16 protein-coding genes and 1 pseudogene are annotated in these 24519 nt (G+C 73.5%); 6 read left to right on the plus strand and 11 right to left on the minus strand.

The features are described from left to right. The first annotated feature begins 6 nt into the window (after positions 1-6). The 3 genes from IE326_RS38065 to IE326_RS38075 all read left to right on the plus strand — a co-directional run bounded on the left by IE326_RS38065 (position 7) and on the right by IE326_RS38075 (position 3563). Positions 7-1296 carry a pectate lyase family protein gene (locus tag IE326_RS38065; RefSeq protein WP_190044814.1) on the plus strand — a complete coding sequence of 430 codons (1290 nt, stop codon included), beginning with the start codon at positions 7-9 and terminating at the stop codon, positions 1294-1296. A gap of 135 nt (positions 1297-1431) precedes the next feature. Beyond that, positions 1432-2571: a pectinesterase family protein gene (locus tag IE326_RS38070; RefSeq protein ID WP_190044815.1), complete on the plus strand. Its 1140-nt coding sequence runs from the start codon at positions 1432-1434 to the stop codon at positions 2569-2571. Positions 2572-2690: 119 nt separating this feature from the next. Next, entirely contained in the window at positions 2691-3563 is an 873-nt protein-coding gene (locus IE326_RS38075) for a DUF2382 domain-containing protein (RefSeq protein ID WP_190044816.1), read from the plus strand. Between the two features lie 69 nt (positions 3564-3632). On the opposite strand, the gene IE326_RS38080 is transcribed toward IE326_RS38075, so the two are convergent. Then, the gene (locus IE326_RS38080; RefSeq protein WP_190044817.1) at positions 3633-5291 is read right to left on the minus strand and encodes a rhamnogalacturonan lyase B N-terminal domain-containing protein; all 1659 of its coding nucleotides are present in this window, start codon (positions 5289-5291) and stop codon (positions 3633-3635) included. A 222-nt stretch (positions 5292-5513) separates the two neighbouring features. On the opposite strand from IE326_RS38080, the gene IE326_RS38085 reads away from it, so the two are divergent. Continuing rightward, positions 5514-6896 carry a pectate lyase family protein gene (locus IE326_RS38085; protein WP_190044818.1) on the plus strand — a complete coding sequence of 461 codons (1383 nt, stop codon included), beginning with the start codon at positions 5514-5516 and terminating at the stop codon, positions 6894-6896. A gap of 30 nt (positions 6897-6926) precedes the next feature. Then, entirely contained in the window at positions 6927-9992 is a 3066-nt protein-coding gene (locus tag IE326_RS38090; protein ID WP_229915852.1) for a pectinesterase family protein, read from the plus strand. Positions 9993-10038: 46 nt separating this feature from the next. Here IE326_RS38090 and IE326_RS38095 read toward each other — a convergent pair whose 3' ends face one another. Genes IE326_RS38095 through IE326_RS38105 form a run of 3 tightly spaced genes read right to left on the minus strand, consistent with a single transcriptional unit; the run spans position 10039 to position 12288 of the window. Continuing rightward, a complete protein-coding gene (locus IE326_RS38095; RefSeq protein ID WP_190044819.1) occupies positions 10039-10707 on the minus strand; it encodes a hypothetical protein in 669 nt (222 codons plus the stop codon). After that, positions 10707-11267, minus strand: a complete 561-nt coding sequence (locus tag IE326_RS38100) for a SigE family RNA polymerase sigma factor (RefSeq protein ID WP_150234619.1) — start codon at positions 11265-11267, stop codon at positions 10707-10709. The genes IE326_RS38095 and IE326_RS38100 overlap by 1 nt, the downstream gene beginning before the upstream one ends. Beyond that, positions 11254-12288: a LacI family DNA-binding transcriptional regulator gene (locus IE326_RS38105; RefSeq protein ID WP_190044820.1), complete on the minus strand. Its 1035-nt coding sequence runs from the start codon at positions 12286-12288 to the stop codon at positions 11254-11256. Before IE326_RS38105 ends, IE326_RS38100 begins: the two co-directional genes overlap by 14 nt. 314 nt (positions 12289-12602) lie before the next feature. Between IE326_RS38105 and IE326_RS38110 the strand changes: the two genes are divergently transcribed. After that, positions 12603-15479, plus strand: coding sequence for a glycoside hydrolase family 2 TIM barrel-domain containing protein (locus tag IE326_RS38110; protein ID WP_190044821.1), 2877 nt, complete (start codon positions 12603-12605; stop codon positions 15477-15479). Between the two features lie 71 nt (positions 15480-15550). On the opposite strand, the gene IE326_RS38115 is transcribed toward IE326_RS38110, so the two are convergent. The 7 genes and pseudogenes from IE326_RS38115 to IE326_RS38145 form a co-directional block, all read right to left on the minus strand. Then, on the minus strand, positions 15551-16603 hold the full coding sequence (locus IE326_RS38115) for a rhamnogalacturonan acetylesterase (RefSeq protein WP_190044822.1): 1053 nt from the start codon (positions 16601-16603) through the stop codon (positions 15551-15553). Between the two features lie 17 nt (positions 16604-16620). Continuing rightward, positions 16621-19353: an exo-rhamnogalacturonan lyase family protein gene (locus IE326_RS38120; protein WP_190044823.1), complete on the minus strand. Its 2733-nt coding sequence runs from the start codon at positions 19351-19353 to the stop codon at positions 16621-16623. Positions 19354-19591: 238 nt separating this feature from the next. Beyond that, the gene (locus tag IE326_RS38125; RefSeq protein ID WP_190044824.1) at positions 19592-20206 is read right to left on the minus strand and encodes a hypothetical protein; all 615 of its coding nucleotides are present in this window, start codon (positions 20204-20206) and stop codon (positions 19592-19594) included. Next, entirely contained in the window at positions 20203-21060 is an 858-nt protein-coding gene (locus IE326_RS38130; RefSeq protein ID WP_150234630.1) for a carbohydrate ABC transporter permease, read from the minus strand. The genes IE326_RS38125 and IE326_RS38130 overlap by 4 nt, the downstream gene beginning before the upstream one ends. Further along, positions 21057-22073: a carbohydrate ABC transporter permease gene (locus tag IE326_RS38135; RefSeq protein WP_373310394.1), complete on the minus strand. Its 1017-nt coding sequence runs from the start codon at positions 22071-22073 to the stop codon at positions 21057-21059. The genes IE326_RS38130 and IE326_RS38135 overlap by 4 nt, the downstream gene beginning before the upstream one ends. Further along, complete coding sequence (locus tag IE326_RS38140) at positions 22073-23359, minus strand: ABC transporter substrate-binding protein (protein WP_190044826.1); 1287 nt, start codon at positions 23357-23359, stop codon at positions 22073-22075. The genes IE326_RS38135 and IE326_RS38140 overlap by 1 nt, the downstream gene beginning before the upstream one ends. Before the next feature lie 160 nt (positions 23360-23519). Next, positions 23520-24345 (minus strand): annotated as a pseudogene (locus IE326_RS38145) (alpha-L-arabinofuranosidase family protein). Positions 24346-24519 lie beyond the last annotated feature (174 nt).

Genomic DNA, 24519 nt, shown 5'->3' on the forward strand with positions numbered 1-24519 from the left:
CCGCGCGTGAACAGAAGCACGAAGCTGGGAGCGGTGGCCGCCGCCGCCCTCGTCCTCACCGTCACCGCCCCCGCCGCCGGCGCCCACTCCGGGCACCGCCCGGACCCGGCCCGCGCCACCCTCCCGGCCGGCGACGGCTGGGCCTCCGAGGGAGCCGGCACCACCGGCGGGGCCGCCGCCGACGCCTCCCGCGTCTTCACCGTCACCACCTGGGCCGAGCTGCGGGCCGCGCTCTCCGTCCCCGGCACCGAGCCGCGCATCGTGAAGGTCGCCGGCACCCTGGACGCCGTCGAGGCCGGCTGCGCCGCCTTCGAGGCGCCCGGCTACGACTTCCAGCGGTACCTCGCCGACTACGACCCCGCCGTGTGGGGGTACGAGAACGAGGTCAGCGGCCCGCAGGAGGAGCTGCGCGCCGCCTCGGCCGCCGCGCAGGGCCGGGCCATCAAGGTCAAGGTGCCCGCCAACACCACCCTGGTGGGCGTGGGCCGGGACGCGGCGATCCTCGGCGGCAGCCTCCAGGTCACCGGCGTCGACAACGTGGTGATCCGCAACCTGAAGCTGGAGAGCCCGCTCGACTGCTTCCCCCAGTGGGACCCGACGGACGGCGCCACCGGCGCCTGGAACTCGGAGTACGACAGCCTGGTCGTGTACGGCTCCACCCACGTCTGGGTCGACCACAACACCTTCACCGACGGCCGGTACCCGGACAGTTCGCTGCCGGAGTACTACGGCGAGGTGTACCAGCAGCACGACGGCGAGCTGGACGTGGTGCGCGGCGCGGACCTCGTCACCGTCTCGTGGAACGTCTTCACCGACCACGACAAGACGCTGATGATCGGCAACAGCGACAGCGCGGGCGCCACCGACCGGGGCAGGCTGCGCGTCACCCTCCACCACAACCTCTTCGACGGCGTGGTGGAGCGGGCGCCGCGGGTCCGCTTCGGCCAGGTCGACGCGTACAACAACCACTTCGTGGTGCCGGACGCGAACTACGTGTACAGCCTGGGCATCGGCCAGGAGTCGCAGCTGTACGCCGAGAAGAACGCCTTCACGCTCGGCCCCGGGGTGCCCGCCGGGCAGATCCTGAAGAAGTGGAAGGACGCGCCCGTCACCACCACCGGCAACCACGTCAACGGGCGCCCGGTCGACCTGCTGGCCGTGCACAACGAGCAGTTCCCGGCGGAGGCGCTGCGCGGCGACGCGGGCTGGACGCCCGTCCTGCGCACCCGGGTGGACCACCCGCGGGCCGTCCCCGCCCTCGTCGACCACCGCGCCGGCGCCGGCCGGCTGCGCTGACCGACCCCCGTCCCCGGGCCGGGGCGGAGCGCGGCACCCCGTCCCGTCGCGCCCGCCCCGGCCCGGTCCCTTCCCCCGTTCCCGCTTCCCCTCCCCCTTCCCTTTCTCTCTTGCGCTCAGCGAAGGAGCATCCGCATGCCCTCGCACCACCCCCGGACGTCCCCCGCCCGCCGCGCACTCCTCGCCGGGGCCGGGGCGGCGCTCGCCGCCCTCGCCCTGCCGGCCGCCCCCGCGCTGGCCTCCGGCCGCCCGGCCGGACCCTTCGGCCGGTACGGCTCGCCCGCCGCGCGGCTCTCCGCGAGGACGCTCTACGTCCACCCCGGCGGCCTCGGCGACCACACCTCCGTCCAGGCCGCCGTGAACGCGGCCTCCGGCACCGGCTGGACGCTGGTCCTCGCCCCGGGGACGTACCGGGAGACCGTCGTGGTGAGCGCCGCCCGGACCGGCATGACCTGGCTCGGGGCGAGCGGGGACGCCAGGGACGTGGTCGTCGTGTACGACAACGCGGCGGGCACCCCGAAGCCGGACGGCTCCGGCACGTACGGCACCAGCGGGTCGGCGACGGTCACCCTCCAGGCGGCGGACTTCACCGCCCACGGGGTCACCTTCGCCAACGACTTCCTCCGCACCGACCTGCCGGGGAACCCGGGCACCCAGGCGGTGGCGCTGAAGGCGCAGGGCGACCGCTCGGCCTTCTTCCACTGCCGCTTCCTGGGCCACCAGGACACGCTGTACGCGGACTCGACGTCCCTGGCGGCCTTCGCCCGGCAGTACTTCGCGCACTGCCACGTGGAGGGGGACGTGGACTTCGTCTTCGGGCGGGCCACGGCGGTCTTCGAGCACTGCCACTTCCGGACCCTGGTCCGCACGGACCTGGCGGGCGCCCCGTACGGCTTCGTCTTCGCGCCCTCGACGGCCCGCGCCAACCCGTACGGCTTCCTCGCCTCCCGCTGCCGGATCAGCAGCGAGGCGCCGGACGGCTTCTACAAGCTGGCCCGCCCGTGGGTGCCCGGCTCCGACCCGACGGCGTGGCCGGCGCTGGTCGTCCGGGAGTCCGTCCTGGGGGCGGGGATCGACGCGGCGGCGCCGTACGCGAACATGCGGGCCGAGCACCCCTGGCAGGACCAGCGCTTCGCCGAGTACCGCAACACGGGCCGGGGCGCGGAGACCCCCGTCCCGGAGAACCGGCCGCAGCTGACCCGCGCGGGGGCCGCCTCCGTCACCCGGGCCGCCTTCCTGGGCGACTGGACGCCCGTGGACCCCGTCCGCTCCTGACCGTCGGTTCAACGGTCAACTGATCATGAATCAACTACATTCATGACGAATCCAGCGTTTTCGCCCTCGATCCGCCGGTTAGTCGCCGGTCGACCGCACCAACGCCTGGAGGGTGAACCATGATCGCCCAGGAACAGATCCCCACGGTGCTGGACCATCCGGTCTACGACACCGAGGGCAAGAAGATCGGCGACGCCAAGCACGTCTTCCTCGACGACTCCACCGGTCGCCCCGAGTGGGTCACCGTCCGGACCGGACTCTTCGGCACGAACGAGTCCTTCATCCCGATCAGGGACGCCTCCCTGGTCCAGGACCACCTGGAGGTCCCCTATCCCAAGGACCGGGTGAAGGGGGCCCCGCACGTCGACGTCGACAGCGGGGGCCACCTCGACGCGAGCGAGGAGAGGCGCCTGTACGAGTACTACGGCATCGCCTGGGACGACGCCTGGCAACGGGCGAACCAGCCCGGCGAGGACGGCTGGGCCCACGGCACGGCCGGCACCGCCGGAACCACGGGAACGGCGGGGGCCGCGGGCACGTCCGGCACCATGGACACGGCGGGCACCGCCGGGATCGCCGGCACCGGACGCACGGCGGGCGCCGCCGACGACGCCATGACCCGGTCCGAGGAGCAGATGCACGTCGGGACCGAGGAGGTCGAGAGCGGCCACGTCCGGCTGCGCAAGTACGTCGTCACCGAAGACGTCCAGGAGACCGTACCGGTCCGCCACGAAGAGGTGCGCGTGGTGCGCGAGCCGATCACGGACGCCAACCGCGACGAGGCCCTGTCCGGCCCCGAGATCACCGAGGCCGAGCACGAGGTGATCCTCCACGAGGAGCGCCCGGTGGTCGAGACCCGGGCCGTCCCCGTCGAGCGGGTCCGGCTGGAGACGGAGGAGGTCGTCGAGGAGGAGACGGTCACCGGCCAGGTGCGCAAGGAGCACATCGAGATCGAGGGGGACGACAACCCCGAGGGACGCGACCGCATGTGACGTCACGTCACCGCAGCCGGGCGGCGAGGCCGCCCGGCTCCGGCGCGCCGGGATCCGGGTCCGGGGCGCTCAGACCAGGAGGTCGACGCAGTCGAGGGCGGTGCCCGCGCTCAGGAAGCCCGTCCCCGTCGAACCGCTGACCACGTTCAGCCGGAGGACGTTGTACTGGGACGGGTCCGTCCGCCACGCGCTCGCGGGGACGCCGTACGTGAAGGTGTGGTTGTTGCCCCGGTACGAGCCGTTGGTGAGGGAGCGGGTGGGGGGCTGGGCGGGCGGCGACGGGATCGCCGAGACCCAGCCGTCGTTGACGGTGACCTGCGGACGCCCGTTGAGGAAGGCGGTGGTGACGCCGATCCGCAGCGTGTGCGCGGCGGCGGCCTGGGCGGCGGTGAGCCGGAAGTAGACCAGGAAGCCGTCGTTGACGTCCTTCCAGAGGTAGCAGGGGACGGCGGCGGAGGGGTCGGCGCCGTCCACGACGACGTTCCCCGTCCAGGCGGCGGCCCGGACGTCGGAGGGGTGGGCGTAGGTCATGAGCCGCGCGTTCTTGAAGCCGGCGGGGGTGCCGTCCCAGTCGCCGAGCCGCCAGACGGCGGGCGCGGTGCTCGGGTCGCCGGTGATCGTGATCGTGTGCAGGGCGGTGGCCGCGCCCGCGGTGACGGTCACCTGGGCGGTGTGCACGGCGAGTTCGCCCTTGTAGACGGTGAGCGTGTACGTGCCGGGCAGCATGCCCCGGCAGGAGTACGCGCCGGTGCCGGCGGCGGCGCGGGTCCAGTACTGGGCGGCGGCGTTGGCGAAGCCGACCGTGTACGGGTGGGCGGGGTCCATGCCCGCCAGGCCGACCCCGGCGACGCGCCCGCGCCCGGCGCTCCCGACCCAGCCGGGGATGCCGAGCCCGTCGGCCCAGGAGGTGTCGTGGGCGCCGGGGAAGAGCGCGGGGTCGGGCGCGGCGCCGTCGGTGAGGGCGAGCACGTACGGCCCCTGGAGCCCGAAGCGCATGGCCTCGGTCTGCGACTGCTCGTAGTGGAGGATCTCGTAGAGGCCGGCGCCGAGTTCGTTGGAGTGGCGGAGCAGCGAACGGTAGAAGGGGCCGCCGGCCGCCTTCTCGTGGTTGGAGCGGACCATCCAGAGGCCGACCGAGCCGGTGGTGTACCCGACGTGGTCGTAGTCCATGACGCGGACGCCGGAGTAGTGCTTGGAGCGGGTCTGCCCGTCCGCGCGCCGCCAGACGTCGCCGGCCTCGATGACCGTGTCGGCGCCCTCGACCCAGGAGTCCGGGCCCTCGTTCGGGAAGACGCCGGGCTTGAGGCGGACGATGAAGCGGGTGGCGGTGAAGGACGTGTCGGCCTTGTCGGTCCACAGGTAGACGTTGTTGAGGCCGGAGCGGACCGCGTAGTAGTGGCGCAGGGTGCCGTGGACGACGGTGACGAGGACGGTGGGGCCGGTCTGCGCGAGGGTGACGGTGGAGGCGCCGAGGCCCGACTCGACGTGGGAGTGCTTGCCGCCGTAGCCCTCGTACTCCTTGCCCCGGTAGAGGATCGAGGTGAGGTCGCCGGTGGCCTTGGAGATCCTGACGACGAGTCCGGCGCCGGTGTCGATCACGTAACTCGTCCCTTCGTCGCTCCAGCCGAAGCCGGCCGCCGCGGCGGGCGCGGCGGCGGTGGCGGCGAGGGCTCCGGCGGCGACGGCCGCACCGAGGACGGTCCTGCGGCGGACGGGGCGGGTGCTCATGGGCGGCTCCTTCGGTGGGTGCGCGTGGGGGGGGCAGCCGTAGGTCGCCGCGGGGCGGGAAAGGGTTGCCCCCTTCGCTCGAAACGTTTCAAGAGAGTTTCCCCGGTATTTGTTATCGATGTTGACTAATGGGGGGCCGGTCCCTACGGTCGACGCAGTTCCATGGAGAAAGCGCTTACTATTCTTCGTTCCCCTGCCGGGAGCGAGGAGGAGGGAGAGCCCATGAGAAGCACCCCGAGACGGGCGGCACGGACCTCGCCGCAGGCGCGGAGGGCCCCGGGGCGGGGCCGGGCCGGCGTCCGGATCGCCCTCGCCGCCGCCGTGGCGGCCGCCCTCACCGCCGTACCGGCCTCGGCGCAGTCCGGGCGGGAACGGCCGTACCCGGACCTGAGCCGGGAGGTCCTCGCGGACGGCGACGGGTGGGCCGCCGCCGACGGCGGCACGACCGGCGGGGCCGCCGCCGCGCCCGCCCGCGTCCACACCGTCCGCACCCGCGCCGAACTCGTCCGCGCCCTCGACGGCGGCAGCTCCGTGCCGAAGGTCATCAGGATCGCGGGCACCATCGACGGCAACGCCGACGACGCCGGCCGCCCGCTCTCCTGCGCCGACTACGCCGACTACGGCTACCGCGTCGAGGAGTACCTCGCCGCCTACGACCCCCGGACCTGGGGTGCGGCCAGGCCGGCGGGGCCGCAGGAGGACGCCCGGCGGGCGTCCGCCGCCCGGCAGGCCGAGCGGATCGTGCTCGCCGTCGGCTCGAACACCACCCTGATCGGCGCCGGGCCGCACGCCGGACTGCGCGGCGTCTCCCTCCAGGTGAAGGACGCCGGGAACGTCATCGTCCGGGACCTCGAACTCACCGACGCCTACGACTGCTTCCCGGTCTGGCAGCCCAACTCAGGCGGCCTGGGCGACTGGAAGAGCGCGTACGACACCCTGTGGCTGCGCGGGGCCCGGAACGTCTGGGTCGATCACGTCACCTTCGGCGACGGACGCCACCCGGACGCCGGCGAACCGACCTACTACGGACGGAACTTCCTCCGCCACGACGGACTCCTCGACATAACCGACGGCTCCGACCTGGTGACCGTGAGCTGGAGCCGCTTCGCCGGCCACGACAAGGCGATCCTGATCGGCAACGGCGACGGGGTCGTCACCGACCGGGGGAAGCTGCGGGTCACCCTCCACCACAACGAGTTCACCGGCATCGTGCAGCGCGCCCCGCGCGTCCGCTTCGGCCAGGTGCACGTCTACAACAACCGGTACGTGGTCCCCGAGGACGCCCACGACTACCGCTACTCGCTGGGCGTCTCCACCGAGTCCGCGATCGTCGCCGAGAACAACTCCTTCACCACCCCCGCGCACGTGGAGGCCGCCGACCTGGTGAAGAGCTGGAACGGCTCCGCCCTCCTGGCACGCGGCAACGTCTTCAACGGCTACCCGGTCGATCTGACGGCCCTCAACAACGCCTACAACTCCGGCAGCGAACGCGACCTGACGGACCGGGTCGGCTGGACACCCGTGCTGCACGGGCCGGTCGAGGACGCCACCGCCGCCGCCCGCTCGGTCGCCCGCCACGCGGGCGCCGGCCGCGCCACCCACTGAATCCCCCTCCCACCCACAGGAGTCCGATCCGTGTCCTCCTCCTCGCGGCCACCCCGCACCGGACGGGCCGGGGCCCGCGCCCTCCTCGCCGGCGCCCTGCTGGCGGCCCTCACCCCCGTCCTCCCCGCCCAGGCGGCCGCCCCGGCCGCCGCCGCCCCCCTCGCCACCATCCGGGCCGAGACCGGTGCCGAGGCCGGATCCGGTGCCGAGACCGGCACCGGAGCCGACACCGGGGCCGACCGCTGGTCCGAGACCGCCCACGGCTTCGCCTCGCTCGCCGGAGGCACCACCGGCGGCGCGGGCGGCGAGGTCGTCACCGTGACGGACGCCGTCGCCCTCGCCCGCTACGCGGCGGCCCCGGAGCCGTACGTCATCCAGGTCTCCGGCGCGCTCACCCTCCAGCCCTTCGGCACCGAGATCACCGTCGCCTCCGACAAGACGATCCTCGGCCTCGGCGACATCGCCGAACTGGTCCACGGCGGGCTGCACCTGAACCCCGGCACCCACAACGTGGTCATCCGCAACCTGACGATCCGCGACACGGCCGTCGAGGGCGACTGGGACTGCAAGAACACCGACTACGACGGCATCCAGATGGACTCGGTCCACCACGTCTGGATCGACCACAACCGCTTCTCGCGGATCTGCGACGGGCAGCTCGACATCCGCAAGGACAGCGAGTACGTCACCGTCTCCTACAACCGCTTCGAGGACAACAACAAGACCTTCGGGATCGGCTGGACCCCGAACGTCCGCACCCAGATCACCGTCGACCACAACCTCTTCGCCCGCACCAAGCAGCGCAACCCCTCCGCCGACAACGCCGCCTACGCCCACCTCTACAACAACCTCCTGACCGCGCAGAACGACCCGGCCGACCCCGTGTGGACGTACGGCAACTGGTCCCGCGGCCGCACCAGGATGGTCATCGAGAACAGCTACTACGAAGACGTGCAGCACCCCTTCCAGGCCGACGAAACCGCCGAACTCGTGCAGCGGGGCTCGATCCTGAGGAACACCAGCGGCCGGCACGACACCCGCGGCGACGCCTTCGACCCGCGCGCCTTCTACGACTACCGGCTCGACCCGGCGTCCGCCGTGCCCGCGCTGGTGCACCGCTTCGCCGGCCCGCAGAAGAAGACCGGGAAGCCCCTTGCCCGCACCGGCGCCCCCTCCGCCTCCGCCCTCGCCGCCGCGGCCGACTGGACCGACGATACCGCCGACGGATTCGCCTCCGTCGACGCCCTCGGCCAGAACGGCACCCACGGCGGCCGGGACGGGCGGACCGTGCTCGCCACCACCCTCGCCGACCTGGAGAAGTACGCCACGGCGGCGGAGCCGTACACCGTCGTCGTCCAGGGGACGATCACGATGGTCCCCAAGGGCCGCGAGATCAAGGTCGCCTCGGACAAGACCATCGTCGGCGCCGGCACCACCGGACACCTCGTCGGAGGCGGCTTCTTCCTCGGCACGGGCGTCCACAACGTGATCATCCGCAACCTGACGATCCGCGACTCCTCCGAGGGGATCTGGAACGACGACGAGCACGACTTCGACGCGATCCAGATGGACGGCGCCCACCACGTCTGGATCGACCACAACACCCTGCGCGACCAGGCCGACGGTCTGATCGACAGCCGCAAGGACACCACCTACGTCACGATCTCCTGGAACCGGCTGAGCGACAACAACAAGACCCTCGGCATCGGCTGGACCCCGAACACCACCGCCGCCCTCACCCTCCATCACAACTGGCTGTACGAGACGCAGCAGCGCAACCCCTCCGCCGACAATGCGGCCCGCGCCCACCTCTACAACAACTACCTCCAGGACGACCCGGCGGGCCCCGTCTCCGTCGCGTACGGCAACTACGCCCGGGGCGCGACCCGGATGGTCCTGGAGAACAGCTACTTCAAGGGGGTGCGGAACCCCGTCACCAAGGACCCGACCGCCGCCCTCGTCCAGCGCGGCAACGTCTTCGACGGCACCTCCGGGCGCAACGAGTCCGGCCCCGACTCCACCGGCGCGGGCGCCTTCGACCCGCGCTCCTCCTACGACTACCGGCTCGACCCCGCCACGGAGGTGCCGGCGCTCGTCACCGCGGGCGCCGGACCGCGCGCCGCGATCGGCGTCCTCGCCCCGACGGTGATCACCGTCGCGCGGGACGGCTCCGGCGACCACACCACCGTGCAGGCGGCCGTCGACGCCGTCCCCGCCGGGAACGCGCTGCCCGTCACCGTCGCCGTGGCCCCCGGCGACTACCGGGAGACCGTCAGGATCCCGCGCACCAAGCGGTTCGTCACCGTGCAGGGCACCGGCCCGAGCCGCCGCGACACCCGGATCGCGTACGACAACGCGGCCGGCACGCCGAAGCCCGACGGCACGGGGACGTACGGCACCAGCGGCAGCGCGACCTTCGCCGTCGAGGCCGACGACACCCGGCTGCGGAACCTGAGCGTGGTCAACTCCTTCGACGAGGCCGCCCACCAGGACCTCTCCGGCCACCAGGCGGTCGCCCTGCGCACCGCCGCCGACCGGATCGACCTGACCGGGCTGATCGTCGAGGGCGACCAGGACACCCTCCAGACGGACTCGGCGTCCCGGGACGTCGTCGGCCGGGTCCGGCTGACCGACTCCTACGTCGCCGGGAACGTCGACTTCCTCTTCGGCCGGGGCACCGTCGTCGTCGACGGCTCGGTCCTCACCCTGCGCAAGCGGTGGGACGGCAGCTCCGCCGGATACGTCACCGCCCCGTCGACCGCCGCCGGCCGCAAGGGCATCCTGATCACCCGGTCGGTGATCGACGGCGACGTGGCGCCGGGCAGCTTCCACCTGGGGCGGCCCTGGCACGCGGGCGGGGACGCCTCCCTCGACCCGCAGACCGTGGTCCGCGACAGCCGGCTCGGCGCGGCCGTCCGCCCGGCGCCCTGGACCGACATGGGCGGCTTCTCCTGGCGGGACGACCGCTTCGCCGAGTACCGCGACCTCGGCCCGGGCTCCGGACCGGCCTCCGCCGACCGCCCGCAACTGACGGACGCGCAGGCCGCCGACCACGAGCCCGCCGACTGGCTGGGCGACTGGACCCCGGCCGGCTGAGCCGGTGCGGGGCCGGTCCCGCACCGGCCGGTCCCGTGCCGTCCCGTCAGCCGAAGCCGCCCCGGAGGGTGGTCCGGGCGCCGCCGGGGGCGGTGAGGACGACGGTGTACGCGTCGGCCGAGGCGTCCCGGATGCCCTCGGCGTGGTTGTACTGGGCGGCGAAGGTGTGCGGGCCCGCCGGGACCGTGCGGCCCGGCTTCAGGGTCCAGCGGTAGACGAGCGCGCCGGACTCCTCCGCGGCCGTGACCGTGAAGTCGTCGGTGGAACGGGTCTGCCAGTGACCGGTGCTGACGATCCCTCCGGTCAGCGCGACCCGCACCTCGACGGCGAGGCCGGTGACCTCGGTCTCCGTGGTCACCGCCAGGTCGCTCTGCGCCCACCAGCGGTTGCTGCCCCGGTCGACGGTGCCGGTCGCGCGGGCCGCCGGACCGGGCACGGCGGGGGCCGGCACGGCCGGGGACGCGGGCCGCTCCCGCAGGGCCGTCACGGCGAGGCCGCCGAGACCGACGGCGGCCACCGCGGTCGCGGCGACGGCGACGGCGGTCGCCGTGGCCGTCCACCGGCGGCCGGTCCGGGTGGCGCGGAAGGGCGCCCGGCCCCGGCGGGCCGGCGGGGCGGCCATCCCGCGTTCGACGCGGGCCAGCATCCGGGCCCGGTCGGGCCGGTGCGCGCGCGCCGCCTCGCGCAGCTCGCCGCGCAGCCGTCTCTCGTCCATCAGCGCCTCCCCGCGGCGAGTTCGGTGGCGGCCCGGCCGCCGAGCAGCTTCTGGAGCTCGGCCATCCCCTTGGCCGTCTGGCTCTTGACCGTGCCGACCGAGACGCCCAGGGCCAGGGCGGTGTCCCGCTCGGAGAGGTCGAAGGCGTGGCGCAGGACGACGCAGGCGCGCTTGCGGAAGGGCAGCGCGCGCAGCGCGGTCCGCACGTCGACGACGGCGGGCACGTCCGGGTCCTCGGTGTGCTCGGGGCGCCGGTCCCAGAAGGCGGCGATCCGGCGGCGCTCGCGGACGGTGCCGCGGATGCGGGTGCGGACGAGGTTGGCGACGACGCCCCGGGCGTAGGCGGCGGGGTGTTCGGCGGCGCGGACCCGGTCCCAGCGGTGCCAGAGGGCGAGCATGGCGTCGGCGGCGAGGTCGTCGGCGGCGTCGGTCTCGCCGGTGAGGAGGTGGGCGAGGCGGGCGAGTTCGGCGTAGTGGCGGTCGAAGAAGTCCCGGAACTCGGCGGCGGCGTCCCCCGTTCCGCCCCCGCCCCGCGTCCCGTGGGCGTCAGACGCGGTCACGGCCGTCCCCCGGTGCGGCGGGCGCGGGCCCGGTGCCGGCCCGGACGGTGAGGCGGGGGGCGAGGAGCTCGGTGCCGCGGGCGGGCTCGCCGCGCAGCCGGGCGACGAGCCGCTCGACGGCGATCCGGCCCATGTCCTGGGCGGGCACGGCGACGGCGGTGAGCGGTACGGAGGCGTGGGCGGCGACCTGGTCGGGGCAGACCGCGACGACGGAGACGTCCTCGGGGACGGCCCGGCCCTGGTGGCGCAGGACGGCGAGGAGCGGTTCCACGGCGGCCTCGTTCTGCACGAGGAGTGCGGTGGTGCCGGGGCGTTCCTCGAAGATCCGGGTGACGGCGGCGGAGACGGCCGCGTAGGTGCCCTCGACGGGCCGGTGGAGCAGGGCGGTGCCGTGCTCCGCGGCGGCGGCGCGGACCCCGGCGAGGGTGCGCTCGGCGTAGCCCGTACCGCGGGCGTAGACGGCGGGGGGTTCGCCGAGGACGGCGACGGCGCGGTGGCCGAGCCCCGCGAGGTGGTCGACGCAGCGGGCCCCGGCGGCGGCGAAGTCGAGGTCCACGCAGTCGAGCCCGGCGGTGTCGGCGGGCAGGCCGATGAGGACGGAGGGCCGCACGGCCTCCTGGAGGCAGGGCAGCCGGGGGTCGTCGAGCTCGACGTCCATGACGATCATGCCGTCGGCGACGGCGCTGCCCTCGACGCGGCGGACGGCCTCGGGCCCCTCCTCCCCGGTGAGCAGCAGCACGTCGTAGCCGTGGGCGCGGGCCGTGGTGGTGACGGCCATGGCGATCTCCATCATCACCGGCACGTAGAGCCCGGTCCGCAGCGGCATCATCAGGGCGAGGATGCTGGTCTGGCCGCCGGCGAGGGCGCGGGCGCCGGCGTGCGGACGGTAGCCGAGCTCGTCGATGGAGTGCTGGATGCGCTCGCGGGTGGCGGTGGAGATGGACCGCTTGCCGCTCAGGACGTAGCTGACGGTGCTGGCGGACACGCCGGCGTGCCGGGCGACGTCGGCGAGGGTGACCACGTGCGCGCTCCTCGACTGGCCCGGGGAGGTTCCGGGAGGGGTGGGGTACCCGTCGACGACAGGGACCCCCGACCCTAAGCGGCCGCTCGTCGGACTGTCCAGGCGGGGTGCGAAGAGTCCAAGGGCCGGGGGGTCGCGCGGGGTTGTGCGGGGGGTGTGCGGCGCGGTGGGATGGAAACCGTCGCGCAAGCGCTTTCTGCGGTGTCCTCCTCCCGCGCATCCCCCGCCTCTCCCTCCATCCCCATCCCCCTCTCCGTTCCCGTTCCCGTTCCCATCCCATTCCCTTCTCCTTCTCCTTCTCCGTTGGGAGCACCATGACCGGCCTGCCCTGGTACACCTCCTTCGCGCCCGAGCGGGGCACCCTGCCGCCGCGCGCCTGGACCGCGGACTCCGACGCCGCCCGGCTCCCGCTCGGCGGCGACTGGGCGTTCCGCCTCTCCCCCGCCGCCGACGCGGCGGACACCTCCTTCGCCGGGCCCGGCTTCGACGCCGGGGACTGGCGGACCGTCACCGTGCCGGGCCACTGGGTGCTCCAGGGGAAGGACGGGGAGTTCGGCGGGCCCGCGTACACCAACGTCGTCTACCCCTTCCCGGTCGATCCGCCGCACGTGCCCGACGAGAACCCGACCGGGGACCACCTGCGCCGGTTCGACCTGCCGGACGGCTGGCCGGACGGCGGCGGGGCGGTGCTCCGCTTCGACGGCGTCGAGTCCTGCGCCCGGGTGTGGCTGAACGGCACCGAGCTGGGCTGGTTCAAGGGGTCCCGGCTGGCGCACGAGTTCGCGGTCGGCCCGCTGCTGCGGGAGCGGGACAACGTGCTCGCGGTCCGCGTCCACCAGTGGTCCTCGGGGTCGTACCTGGAGGACCAGGACCAGTGGTGGATGCCGGGGATCTTCCGGGACGTGACGCTGCTGCACCGCCCGGACGGCGCCCCCGGCGACTTCTTCGTGCACGCCTCGTACGACCACGCCGCCGGCACCGGGGAGCTCCGGGTCGACTGCGACGTGCCCGGCCGGGTCCGGGTGCCGGAGCTGGGCGTCGACGTGGCGGCCGGGGAGTCCGTGACCGTGCCGGTGGAGCCGTGGAGCGCCGAGGTGCCCCGGCTGTACGAGGGCGAGCTGACGGCCGGCGGGGAGCGGATCGGACTGCGGATCGGCTTCCGGTCGGTGTATGTGGAGGACGGCGTCCTGAAGGCGAACGGACGGCGGATCCTCTTCCGGGGCGTGAACCGGCACGAGTTCCACCCGGAGACGGGGCGGGCCCTGGACCTCGGCACCATGCGCGCGGACGTCGAGCTGATGAAGCGTCACAACATCAACGCCGTGCGGACCTCGCACTACCCGCCGCACCCGGCCTTCCTCGACCTGTGCGACGCCTACGGCCTGTGGGTGATCGACGAGGGCGACCTGGAGACCCACGGCTTCGAGGAGCTCGGCTGGCGGGGCAATCCGGTCGACGACGAACGGTGGACGCCCGCGCTGCTCGACCGGGCGGCCCGGCTCGTGGAGCGGGACAAGAACCACCCCTCGGTGGTGCTGTGGTCGCTGGGCAACGAGTGCGGGACGGGCGCGGGGCTCCGCGCGACGGCCCGCTGGATCCGGGACCGGGACCCCTCGCGGCCGGTGCACTACGAGGGCGACCGGTCCTGCCCCGAGGTGGACGTGTACTCCCGGATGTACCCGCCGCACGCCGAGGTCGGGACGATCGGCCGGCGCGAGGACGAGGGCCCGGAGCACCGCCGCGAACTCCCTTTCATCCTCTGCGAGTACGCACACGCGATGGGCAACGGTCCGGGCGGACTCACCGAGTACCAGCGGCTGTTCGAGACGTACGAGCGCTGCCAGGGCGGCTTCGTGTGGGAGTGGATCGACCACGGCCTGGCGCACCCGGTCCACGGATACGGCTACGGCGGCGACTTCGGCGAGGAGCTGCACGACGGGAACTTCGTCTGCGACGGCCTGCTCTTCCCGGACCGCACGCCGTCGCCGGGACTGGTCGAGTACAAGAAGGTGATCGAGCCGGTGCGGATCGCACCCGGCGAGCGGCCCGGCACGGCCCTGGTGAGCAACCTGCACGACGTGGCGGACCTGTCGTCGCTCGCCTTCGTCTGGGAGTTCCTGGCGGACGGGGAGGCGGTGGCGGAGGGCGGTCTCGCCGTGCCGCCGCTGACCGCCGGGGAGCGGGTGGAGGTGGAGCTGCCGCCGGTGCCCGCGCACCCCGCGGGCGCGGAGGCCGTGTGGACGGTACGGGCCGTGCTGGCGGCCGACACGGTGTGGGCGCCCGCCGGGCACGAGGTCGCCTGGGGGCAGCTGCCGGTGTCGGCGCCCCGGCCGCTGCCGGCCGGGTCCGGCGCGGGACCGGTCGCGGACGGCGGCCGGATCCTCCTCGGGCCCGCCGTCCTCGACGCCCGCACGGGCGCGCCGCTCTCGCTCGGCGGGCTGCCGGTGTCGGCCTTCGGGCTCGACGTGTGGCGGGCTCCGACGGACAACGACGAGGGGGCGCCCTGGCAGCCGGACACCCGATGGGGCACGCTCTGGCGGGAGCTGGGCCTGCACCGGATGCAGCACCGCACGGACGCGGTGGCCGTGGACGGCGAAGGGGTGACGGTGCGCAGCCGGGTGGCGCCCGCGGCCCGCGACGTCGGACTGGCCGTCACGTACCGCTGGACCTCGGACGGCACCGGGGTGCGGCTCGGCGTGGACGTGGTGCCCGAGGGCGACTGGCCGGTGCCGCTCCCCCGGCTCGGCGTCCGGCTCGGGCTTCCGGCCGCGCTCGACCGGGCGCAGTGGTACGGCGGCGGCCCCGGCGAGGCGTATCCGGACACCCGCGCGGCGGCCCGCCTCGGGATCTGGGAGTCCACCGTGGCCGGCCTCCAGACGCCGTACGTGCGCCCGCAGGAGAACGGGGCCCGGATCGGCACCCGGTGGCTGGAGCTGACGGGGCCGGACGCGGGCGTACGGGTCGAGGGCGAGCCGTCCTTCTGGTTCACGGCCCGCCGCTGGACGCACGCGGACCTGGACGCCGCCGCGCACCGCCCGGACCTGGTGCCGGGCGACACGCTGTGGCTGAACCTGGACCACGCCCTGCACGGCATCGGCTCCCAGTCCTGCGGCCCGGGCGTCCTGCCGGAGCACCGCCTGGAGGCGGCCCCGGCGTCGTTCTCCCTGTGGTTCACGCCGACGGGCGGCTGAGCCGTGACGGCGGACGGCCGGGTCCCGTGGCTTCGGGACCCGGCCGTCCGGCTTCGGGGAGGGGCGGGCGGTCAGCGCAGGGCGCGCTCCGGGAGGATGCCCCGGGCCCTGAGCTCGGCGGCGACCAGGGCCGCGTACTCGGTGGCGCCGCGGACCGAGGTGTGGGTGTTGTCCCGTTTCTCGGTCGTCAGGTAGAGCGCCTTCGAGCCCTCCGGGCCGAGTTCTTCCACGCGGGCCTTGGTCAGGGCCGTGAGGTCGATCAGCGGGGTGGAGAGGGTGGTGGCGAGGGCGCGGATCTCGGCCGGGTGGTCGACGCCGAGGCCGTTGACGAGCAGGGCGGTGCCGTTGTCGAGAGTGCCGTCCGCGTTGAACCAGCGGCGGACGACGGGGGTGACGAGGACCGGCTCGCCACCCCGGGCCCGTACCCGCTCCACCAGGGTCGTGAGGTTGGCCCGGTAGGTGGCGGCGTCGGTCTGCTTGTCGTTGTGGGCGAGCTGGATCAGGACCGGGTCGCCGGGCCGGATCTCCGTCTCGACCCGGTCGAAGAGGGCCGGGTTCGCGAGGAAGGTGACGGTGCTCTCGCCGGAGTCCGCGTGGTTGGCGACGGCGACGCCGCGCCCCAGGTGGACGGGGAGCCGCTGGCCCCAGCCGGTGTACGGGTCGCCGGGCTGGTCGCAGACGGTGGAGTCGCCGATCAGGAAGAGGCGGGTCGCCGTGGGGGCGGGGGTGACGCGGAGGGCGGCGACGCGCGGGGCGGCGCCGGTGAGCAGGAGGTCGAGGCCGGTGCTTCCGGCGGGGCCGGTGGGCTCGCCCTCGGGGTCGCGGACGTCGACGGTGAAGGAGCGGCGGAGCCGCTCGCCGGCGCCGGTGGGGGTCTCGGCGAGCAGGGCGCGGCGGGTCTCGCCGCTGATCGCGGTCGCTCCGGCGGTGTCGCCGCCGAGGGTGACGGTGACGTCGTACGTGCCGGGCGGGAGGTCGAAGTGGCAGGCGAGGGCGGTGCTCTCGGCGGCCGGGTTGCAGTGGTCGAGGCCCTGGCCGTACGGGGTGTCGGCCTGGGCCGCGGTGGGTGCGGTGGCAGCGAGGAGCGCGAGCAGGCTCGCCGCCAGGACGGTGGTCCTCTTCATCGGAGGTCTCCGGTGGGTCAGTTCGGGAGGTGGTCGCCGACGAGGGCGAGGTTCTGGATGGCGGCGAGGCCGTAGAGGGCGGTGGTGTTGGTGCTGATCCACAGGTGTTCGTAGCCGGGTTCGAGGGCGGCCGGGCCCTGCACGGGCGTCTTGTCCCAGACCATGGCGGAGGTGTAGCCGTCGCTCTTGTCGAACCTGGCCCAGGCCCGCTGGGCGAGCTTGGCGTCGTTCAGCTGGGCGGCGGCGTAGGCGTCCTGGCGGGAGTGGCCCTGGAAGAGGAGGAGGGTACCGAAGTTCTGTCCGTAGCGGGCGGCCTGCTCGGTCTTGGAGGCGTTGAAGTAGCGGCAGTAGTCGAGCCAGGCGTTCTTGAAGGCCGGCATGTCGACGAGGTCGATGAGCTCGGCGCACATCTCCACGAGGCCGAACATGGCGGAGAGGTGGGAGACGCCGACGGCCGGCCGGTCGGCGATCGCGAAGCGGCCGGTGTCGAGGTCGTAGAGGCCGGTGCCCTGGACGAAGCCGTTGGGCTGGGCGGCGATGGTCTCCATCGTGGAGCGCAGCCGGGCCTCGGCCTTGGCGGCCTTGGGGCCGCCGCGCTCCCACTCGGTGAGCCAGCCGGCGGCGAGGCCGCTCCAGTCCGTGCCGAAGCCGACGGAGAGGGCGTGGCGGTCGGGGGTGTAGGGCTCGGTGCGGATCTTGCGGATGGGGTCGAGGACGAGGAAGGTCTCGTCGGAGTCGACCTGGTCGTGCATGAGGTCGCCGACGCGTTCGTCGGCGGTGAGGAAGTAGTAGGGGCGGCGGTAGACGGCGGTGGAGATCCGCTGCTGCTTGGCGCTGTCGGCGAAGTGCTGGACGCCGTGCCGGGTGCCGAGGCCCGCCCACTGCCCGAGGTGGTAGACGTCGACCTCTCCGGTGTGGCGGGTCATGGCCTCGGCGAAGCGGAAGACGTCGGCGCGGCCGGAGCGGAGGTAGGCGTACCAGAGCCAGAGGTCGGGCGAGAGTTCGGAGTTGTCCCAGGCGTAGCCGCCGACGTCGTACCGCCACTGGTGCCGGTCCTCGTCGTAGGTGTGCATGATGTCGCCGTAGTCCCAGAAGCCGTACCAACGGCGCTGCTCGGCCTGGTCCTTGTAGTACGCGAAGAGGTAGTCGAGCCGGTCCTCGATCTTCGCCTTCGCCGGGGTGGAGCGGTCGACGGGCGAGAAGAGGCCGCCGAAGACGCGGGCGCGGACCAGGTCCTCGGGGCTCGCGGCGAGCTGCGGCGGGACGCGGACGGCGGCGGCCTGGGCGACGAGGGCGGCGGCGGTCGGGGTGGCGGCGTTGGCCCAGAACATCAGCTCGCTGGTGCGGGCGATGCCGTAGGGGGTGCCGAAGCCCGGCTCGTGGTCCTCGTAGGTGATGTTGAGGCCCTCCAGCTGCTCCGGGAAGGTGTCCTGGCCCATGCCGTCGTGGTAGAAGCGCAGGTCCATGGGCTGGGCCTCGGGCGACCAGAGCCAGAGGGTGACCTCGGCCTCGTCGCCGGCGGCGCCGCGGATGTCGAGCTGGGCGGGGTGCTTCTGCCAGAAGTCCCGCAGACCGAAGGAGAGTCCGCCGCTCGCACCGCCGACGTATCCGAAGCCGCTCGCGCGGCGGCCGCCGCCCGCGGCGATCCAGCCGTGGCCGGGCCTGGTGCGCTTGCGGAGGGAGAAGCCGTCCGCGGAGAGCTGGGAGAGGGTGTAGTCGCCCCAGGTGGGGATGTACGGGAGGCGGCTGGTGACGCGCTGGTCCCAGGTGGCCGGGTCGGGCAGCTTCTCGCCCTTGACCTGGGCGGCGCGGACGGCGGCGCCGGGGTCGCGGCGCAGTCCCGTGATGCCCCGGACGGCCTCGGTGAGGAAGCCGGAGCCCTCGCCGGCGAGGCGGACGTGCCGGTCGTGGAAGGCGTCGCGCATCGGGACGGTGAAGCGGACGCCGAGGCCGCGGATGAAGTCCTCGTTCTGGTCGCCGTCGTAGGTGATCGTGTGGATCATGCGGAGGGCCTCGGAACCGGCGTAGAAGTAGAGCCGGACCGAGAACGGCAGCCAACTGCGGCTTCCCTTGCGGTGCTTGCCGTCGACGCGGATCACGGCCCGGACGGGTCCGGACTGTTCGACGACGGCGCCGGAGATCTCGCCGTCGAACCGCTCCCACTTGGCGTTGCCCTGGTCGCCGTCGTCCAGGTCGCCCTGCCGCAGCAGCACGAGCCGCCCGTCCGTGGCGATCTTCACGCCGTCGCGGGTGAGGGACTCGACGAGCTTGCCGCCGTCCTTCCGCAGCACGGCGGTGACGGCGCCGGTGTCGACGGTGATCCGGCGGCCGGTCTCGGTGACGGCGACCTCCTTCGCGCCGGCCGCGGGCGCGCCGGGGGCCAGCGAGAAGCGCTCGGCGCCCGCCGCCTCGGGGCCGACCGCGTGGGCGGTCCACTTGAGGGAGCCGTCGGGCCAGCGGGCGGTGGTCCAGGTCTGTACGGGGACGGGGGCGCCGTCCGCGGCGGTGAGCGCGAACTCGCGGTCGGCCGGATGGACCCCCTTGGGCCAGGCGACGCCGAAGGTGGAACCGCCGGCGGCGCCGAGTCCGCCCGGCTCCAGCCAGGAGATGCTCGCGGGCCGCTCCTCCGCGGGCGCCTCGGCGGCGGGCGCGGCCTGCGCCTCGTTCCGCCCGAGCGCCCAGCTGAACTGCGCGGCGGCCCCGGCGACGGCGGCCGCCTTGAGGAGGGAACGGCGGGGTATCGAAGACACGGAAACTCCTTTCGAGGGCATGCCCGTGGCATGCGCGTGGGGAGGGGGAAGGAGCGGAGGGGGAGGGACGACGGCCCAGGGCGCGAAAGGGGCGCAGGGCCCGCCGGGCCGCGAGCCGTGCCGTACGGCCCGCAGGGGACTCGCCGGCCGTACGGATCGCACCGGCCCGTCGACTCGGGGCCCCGCCCGGAAGGCTGGGCGGTCCGGCCCGGGAGGCCGGGAGGTCAGGCCCGGGAGGTCAGGCCGCTCGGGCCGGGGCGGTGGCGGCGGTGCCGGTCGCGCGGTGTTCGACGGCCAGGGCGGCGGCGGTCAGGAGGCCCAGGGCGGGGAGGGCGAGCGGGGCGGAGAACCAGGCCGAGACGGCGACGACCGCGAGGCCGCAGACGACGAGCAGGGAACCGGCCGGGTCCCGCAGGGCGCGGCGGGCCGCCTGCGGGAGCAGGGCCCGCCAGGCCGAGCCCGGCCGCCAGGCGGTGGCCGCCCGGAGCACGGTGACGGTCAGCCAGAGCGCCGCGAGGATCGCGAGGGCCCCGGCCGCCCTGCCGCCGGGCACCGGCAGCGCCCGTACGAGCGCGAGGTCGGCCAGGACCAGGGCGAACGCGGCCCAGAGGCCGAGCCCGGCCGCCCAGCCGCCGCCCCGCAGGGCGGCGCGCAGCTCCGCGGCGAAGGACCGGGCCCCGGTCGCCTCGCCCTCGATCGTGCGCCGCAGGTGCCCCGAGCCGGCGGCGAGCGCCGCCGGCAGGGTGACGAGCGGGAGCGCGGCGACGGCGATCCACACCCCCGTCAGCAGGCACTCGGCGAAGACCGCGAACCGGGCCCGGAAGCGCTCGCCCCTCGGGCGGACCCCGGTCACTTCAGCCCCGAGGTGGCCATGCCGTCGATCAGGTAGCGCTGGAAGGCGAGGAAGAACGCCACCACCGGCAGCAGCGCCACCAGCGACATCGCGATCATGCCGCCGTAGTTGGCGACGCCGTCCTGGTCGACGAACATCTTCAGGCCGAGGGAGACGGTGTACTTCTCGGGTTCGTTGAGGTAGATCAGCGGGCCCATGAAGTCGTTCCAGGCGTTGATGAAGGTGAAGATCGCGCTGGTGATGAGGGCGGGCCGGCACAGCGGCAGGACGATGGACCAGTACGTCCGCAGGTGTCCGCAGCCGTCCAGGCGTGCCGCCTCGTCGAGCTCCCTGGGCAGCCCGCGCATGAACTGGACCATCAGGAAGACGAAGAAGGCGTCCGTGGCGAGGTACTTGCCGAGGAGCAACGGCGTGTAGGTGTTGATTAGTTCGAGCTTCTGGAAGAGCACGTACTGCGGGATGAGCAGCACGTGGTACGGCAGCAGCAGGGTGCCGATCATCAGCGCGAAGAGCAGGTTCCGCCCGGCGAAGTCGATCTTGGCGAAGGCGTAGGCGGCGAACGAGCTGGAGAGCAGCACGCCGATGACCGAACCGACCGCGAGGAAGAGCGAGTTGCCGAAGAAGGTGGAGATGGGGATGTCGGCGATGCCGTCGGCGAGCCGCCGGTAGTTGTCGGTGACGGGGTCGGTGGGGAAGAGGTCCAGGCTGCCGACGATCTCGTCGTTCGGCTTGAAGGAGCCGCCGATCACCCAGACCACCGGGTAGAGCACCACGGCGAGGACGGCGAGGGAGCCGAGGTGCCAGACGAGGGAACCGGTGTTCCACCGGCGCGCCTTGGTGTGGACGAGGCTCATCGGCCCCCCTCCTCGTAGTGCACCCAGCGCCGCTGGGACCAGAACAGGACCGCCGTGACGAGGGCGACGGCGAGCAGCAGCATCCAGGCCATCGCGGAGGCCAGGCCCATCCGGCTGTTCTCGAAGCCCTGGACGTACAGGTAACAGGTATAGACGAGGGTGCCGTCGGCGGGGCCGCAGGCGTTGCCCTGGCTGCCGATGATGTAGGCGGAGCCGAAGATCTGGAAGGAGTGGATGGTCTCCAGGAGCACGTTGAAGAAGAGCACCGGGGAGATCATCGGCAGGGTGATGGACCAGAACCGGCGCCACGGTCCCGCGCCGTCGACCTGCGCGGCCTCGTACAGCTCGCGGGGCACCTGCTTGAGCCCGGCGAGGAAGATCACCATGGGGGCGCCGAACTGCCAGACGGTCAGGGCGATCAGGGCGTAGATGATGCGGTCCGGGTCGCCGATCCAGCCGCCGGGGTCGAAGCCCAGGACCTGCTGCGCCCGGTCGACGGCGGCGCCGTCGGAGAAGAGGGCGCGCCAGACGATGGCGACGGAGACGCTGGCCCCGATGAGCGAGGGGGCGTAGAACGCGGCCCGGTAGAAGCCCTGGCCGCGCCGGCTCTGGTTGAGCAGGAGGGCGACGCCGAGGGCGGCGGCCAGTTTCAGCGGGGTGCCGATGACCACGTACCAGCCGGTGACCTCGACGGAGGTGCGCCAGCGGGCGTCCCCGAACATCTCGGTGAAGTTGTCGAGGCCGATCCAGCGGGGGGCGTCGAAGAGGTTGTAGTCGGTGAAGGCGAAATAGAGCGAGACGGCCATGGGGCCCGCGGTGAGCAGCAGGAAGCCGGCGATCCACGGGGACATGAAGAGGTAGCCGGCGAGGTTCTCGCGGCGGGCGGCGCGGGGCCGGGAGGCGCGGCCCGCGCGGGGCGGGCGCACGCCGCCGGGGGCCGGGGCGGGGGCCCCGGCTCCGGGGCGGGCCGCCTCGGCGGCGGGGGTCGGTACGGTGGTCACGGCGGCGTCCATCAGGAGGAGAGGGCCGTCTTCGCCTCGGTGAAGTACTGCTTCACCGCGTCCTCGACGGTCCGGGTGCCCAGCGACATCTCCTCGGCCAGGCGCAGGAAGGCCGCCTCGCAGACGTCCGCCCCCGCCGGGTGCGGGGTGATGGGCTCCAGGACGCGGCTCTCGACGAGCTGCTTCTCGTAGGCGGCGATCTGCTTGCCGACCGGGTCGGAGGGCACGTAGGCGGCGTTCTGGGCCTCGGTGGCGGGGACGCCCCGGTCGTAGCCCATGATCTTCCCGACCTCGGGGTCGTGGACCATGAAGTCGATGAACTGGGCGACCTCCTTGGGGTGCTTGGTGCGCTTGGAGGCGCTCAGCATGAGGGAGCCGAGGTACTGGCCGGTGCGCTTGCCGTCGGTGGTGGGGATGGGCGCGAGGCCGTAGCGGCTCTTGCCCTCGGCGGTGTAGCGGACGGCGAAGTTGTCCCAGGTGAACTCGGAGCCGGCGAGTTCGGCGGTGACCGCCGACTTGGGCTTGGCCTGGATGGTCTTCTTGGGGTCGGCGTAGACGCCGGACTTCACGCGGGCGGCGGCCTTGGTCCACCAGTCGGTCAGATCGGCCTCGGTGAAGCCGAGTGCGGAGGTGGTGAAGAACGCCTTGCCCTGCTGGCGCAGGTACAGGTCGTACAGGTACATGATCCCGTACGGTCCGGCGTCGCCCGCCCGGCCGGCCGTCTCCTGTACCTTCGCCAGGGCGTCGTGGTACTCGTCCCACGTCCAGCCGGGCTTCGGGGTGACCTTGGCCTTGGCGAGGACGGCCTCGTCGACGACGAGGGCCATCGAGTTGCTGCCGACGGGGACGCCGAGCAGCTTGCCGTCGACCTCGCCGAACTTCTCCAGGCCGGCCCGGAAGCCCTCCAGGCGGAGGTGCCCCTCCTCGACCTGCTCGCGCAGGTCGAGGAGGACGTTCTTGGCGTCGTACTTGCGCAGGAAGCCGATGGCGTTCTGGAAGACGTCGGGCGTGTTGCCGCCGGACGCCTGGGTGTTGAACTTCTTCCAGAAGTCGGCGTACGGCTGGAAGTCGGTCTTGACCTTGATCTTCGGGAACTTCTTCTCGAAGAGGGCGATCGACTGGTTGATCCGCTTGGCGCGGTCGTCGGACCCCCACCAGGTGTACCGGATGGTGACGGTGCCGTCGCCGGCCGAGCCGGAGCCGCCGCCGCAGCCCGCCGCGGTCAGGCCGAGCGCCGCCACCGAGCCACCCGTGATCTTCAGCAGACTCCGACGGTCGACAGTGCCATGAGTACGCACAGTTCGTCCTCCCGCGCGTGATTAGAACGTTTCAGGAAAGCGCTTGCTGGGTCACCGTAGGGTTGCCCGTCAGCCACGTCAACGCTTCGGACAGGATCTTTCGAAGCGCTTCGAACGGCCGCAGCGCGTCTCCGCGATGAAAGGATTCAAAAGGGGCCGGTCAGGCCAGTCGTACGACGTTCCCCGGCAGCGGCTCCGGGACCACCTTCAGCGCCCCGTCCACGAGCTCCGCGCCGGGCACCTCGTGCGGCACCACCCGGCCGGGTTCGGCCAGGGTGTTGCACGCCTCCGGGTCCGGGTCGGCGAGCGCGCCGTGCTCCACCACCCGGTCGAGCCCGAAACCGCGCAGCACCACGTCGAGGGGGAGCGCGCGGGCGGCCTGCGCGGCGAGCCCGCCGCACTCCTCCGCCGCCTTCTGGCCCGGTCTGCCAGGGGCCGTCCGTCTCGTTGCCCAGGCCCAGGCACCCCAGGCGGATTCCGAAGGGGTCCTCGTCACCGTGCTCCGTCCCGAGGTCGGAGAGGGCCGTGCCGCCGGGGTGGTTGGCGTACTCCACCCGGCCCATGGCCTCCGAGATGCCACGGGTGCCGAGGTTCACGGCCGTCATCGGCTCGGCCCGCGGCCCCGGCTTGCACAGGAAACCCATGAACTCGCCCGGCCCGAACCGGTTGGACTCCGTCGTCCGCCACGCCACGTCGAGCCGGCGCGGCCGGTCCTCCACCGGCCCGACGCCGTCCTCCCAGCGGTACCCGGAGACGATGTTGCCGCCCGGGTAGCGCACCGCCGTGACGCCGAGCTCCCGGACCAGGCCGAGGACGTCGGCGCGGAGGCCGTCCGCGTCGGCGGCGGGGCGGCCCGGCTCGTAGACGCCGGTGCAGACGCAGCGCCCCAGGTGCTCGACGAAGGAACCGAAGAGGCGGGGGTCGACGGGGCCGACGGTGAACTCTGGATCGAGGGTGAAGCGGGCGGTGTGCTCGGGGGGTGACACGGTGGATCCTCTCGTTCGAGATATCGACCAACGGCCGCATGTCCGGACGAGAACGTAAGAGGGGGATCGGTGCGGGGTCAATGGATCACCGGGGCGGGCGGGATCGTGGATCCGGTGTCCCGGAGCCTGGATCAGGGATGTTGGATCCGGCATCCAAGATCCAGGATCCGGAAG

The sequence above is a fragment of the Streptomyces filamentosus genome, assembly GCF_014654895.1.
Classification (GTDB): domain Bacteria; phylum Actinomycetota; class Actinomycetes; order Streptomycetales; family Streptomycetaceae; genus Streptomyces; species Streptomyces filamentosus.

Bases quoted from the DNA above. Each gene is read 5' to 3' on its own strand.
- IE326_RS38070 (WP_190044815.1), top strand. From the start codon at position 1,432: ATGCCCTCGCACCACCCCCGGACGTCCCCCGCCCGCCGCGCACTCCTC.
- IE326_RS38075 (WP_190044816.1), top strand. From the start codon at position 2,691: ATGATCGCCCAGGAACAGATCCCCACGGTGCTGGACCATCCGGTCTAC.
- IE326_RS38080 (WP_190044817.1), bottom strand. From the start codon at position 5,291: ATGAGCACCCGCCCCGTCCGCCGCAGGACCGTCCTCGGTGCGGCCGTC.
- IE326_RS38085 (WP_190044818.1), top strand. From the start codon at position 5,514: ATGAGAAGCACCCCGAGACGGGCGGCACGGACCTCGCCGCAGGCGCGG.
- IE326_RS38095 (WP_190044819.1), bottom strand. From the start codon at position 10,707: ATGGACGAGAGACGGCTGCGCGGCGAGCTGCGCGAGGCGGCGCGCGCG.
- IE326_RS38110 (WP_190044821.1), top strand. From the start codon at position 12,603: ATGACCGGCCTGCCCTGGTACACCTCCTTCGCGCCCGAGCGGGGCACC.
- IE326_RS38115 (WP_190044822.1), bottom strand. From the start codon at position 16,603: ATGAAGAGGACCACCGTCCTGGCGGCGAGCCTGCTCGCGCTCCTCGCT.
- IE326_RS38130 (WP_150234630.1), bottom strand. From the start codon at position 21,060: ATGAGCCTCGTCCACACCAAGGCGCGCCGGTGGAACACCGGTTCCCTC.
- IE326_RS38135 (WP_373310394.1), bottom strand. From the start codon at position 22,073: ATGGACGCCGCCGTGACCACCGTACCGACCCCCGCCGCCGAGGCGGCC.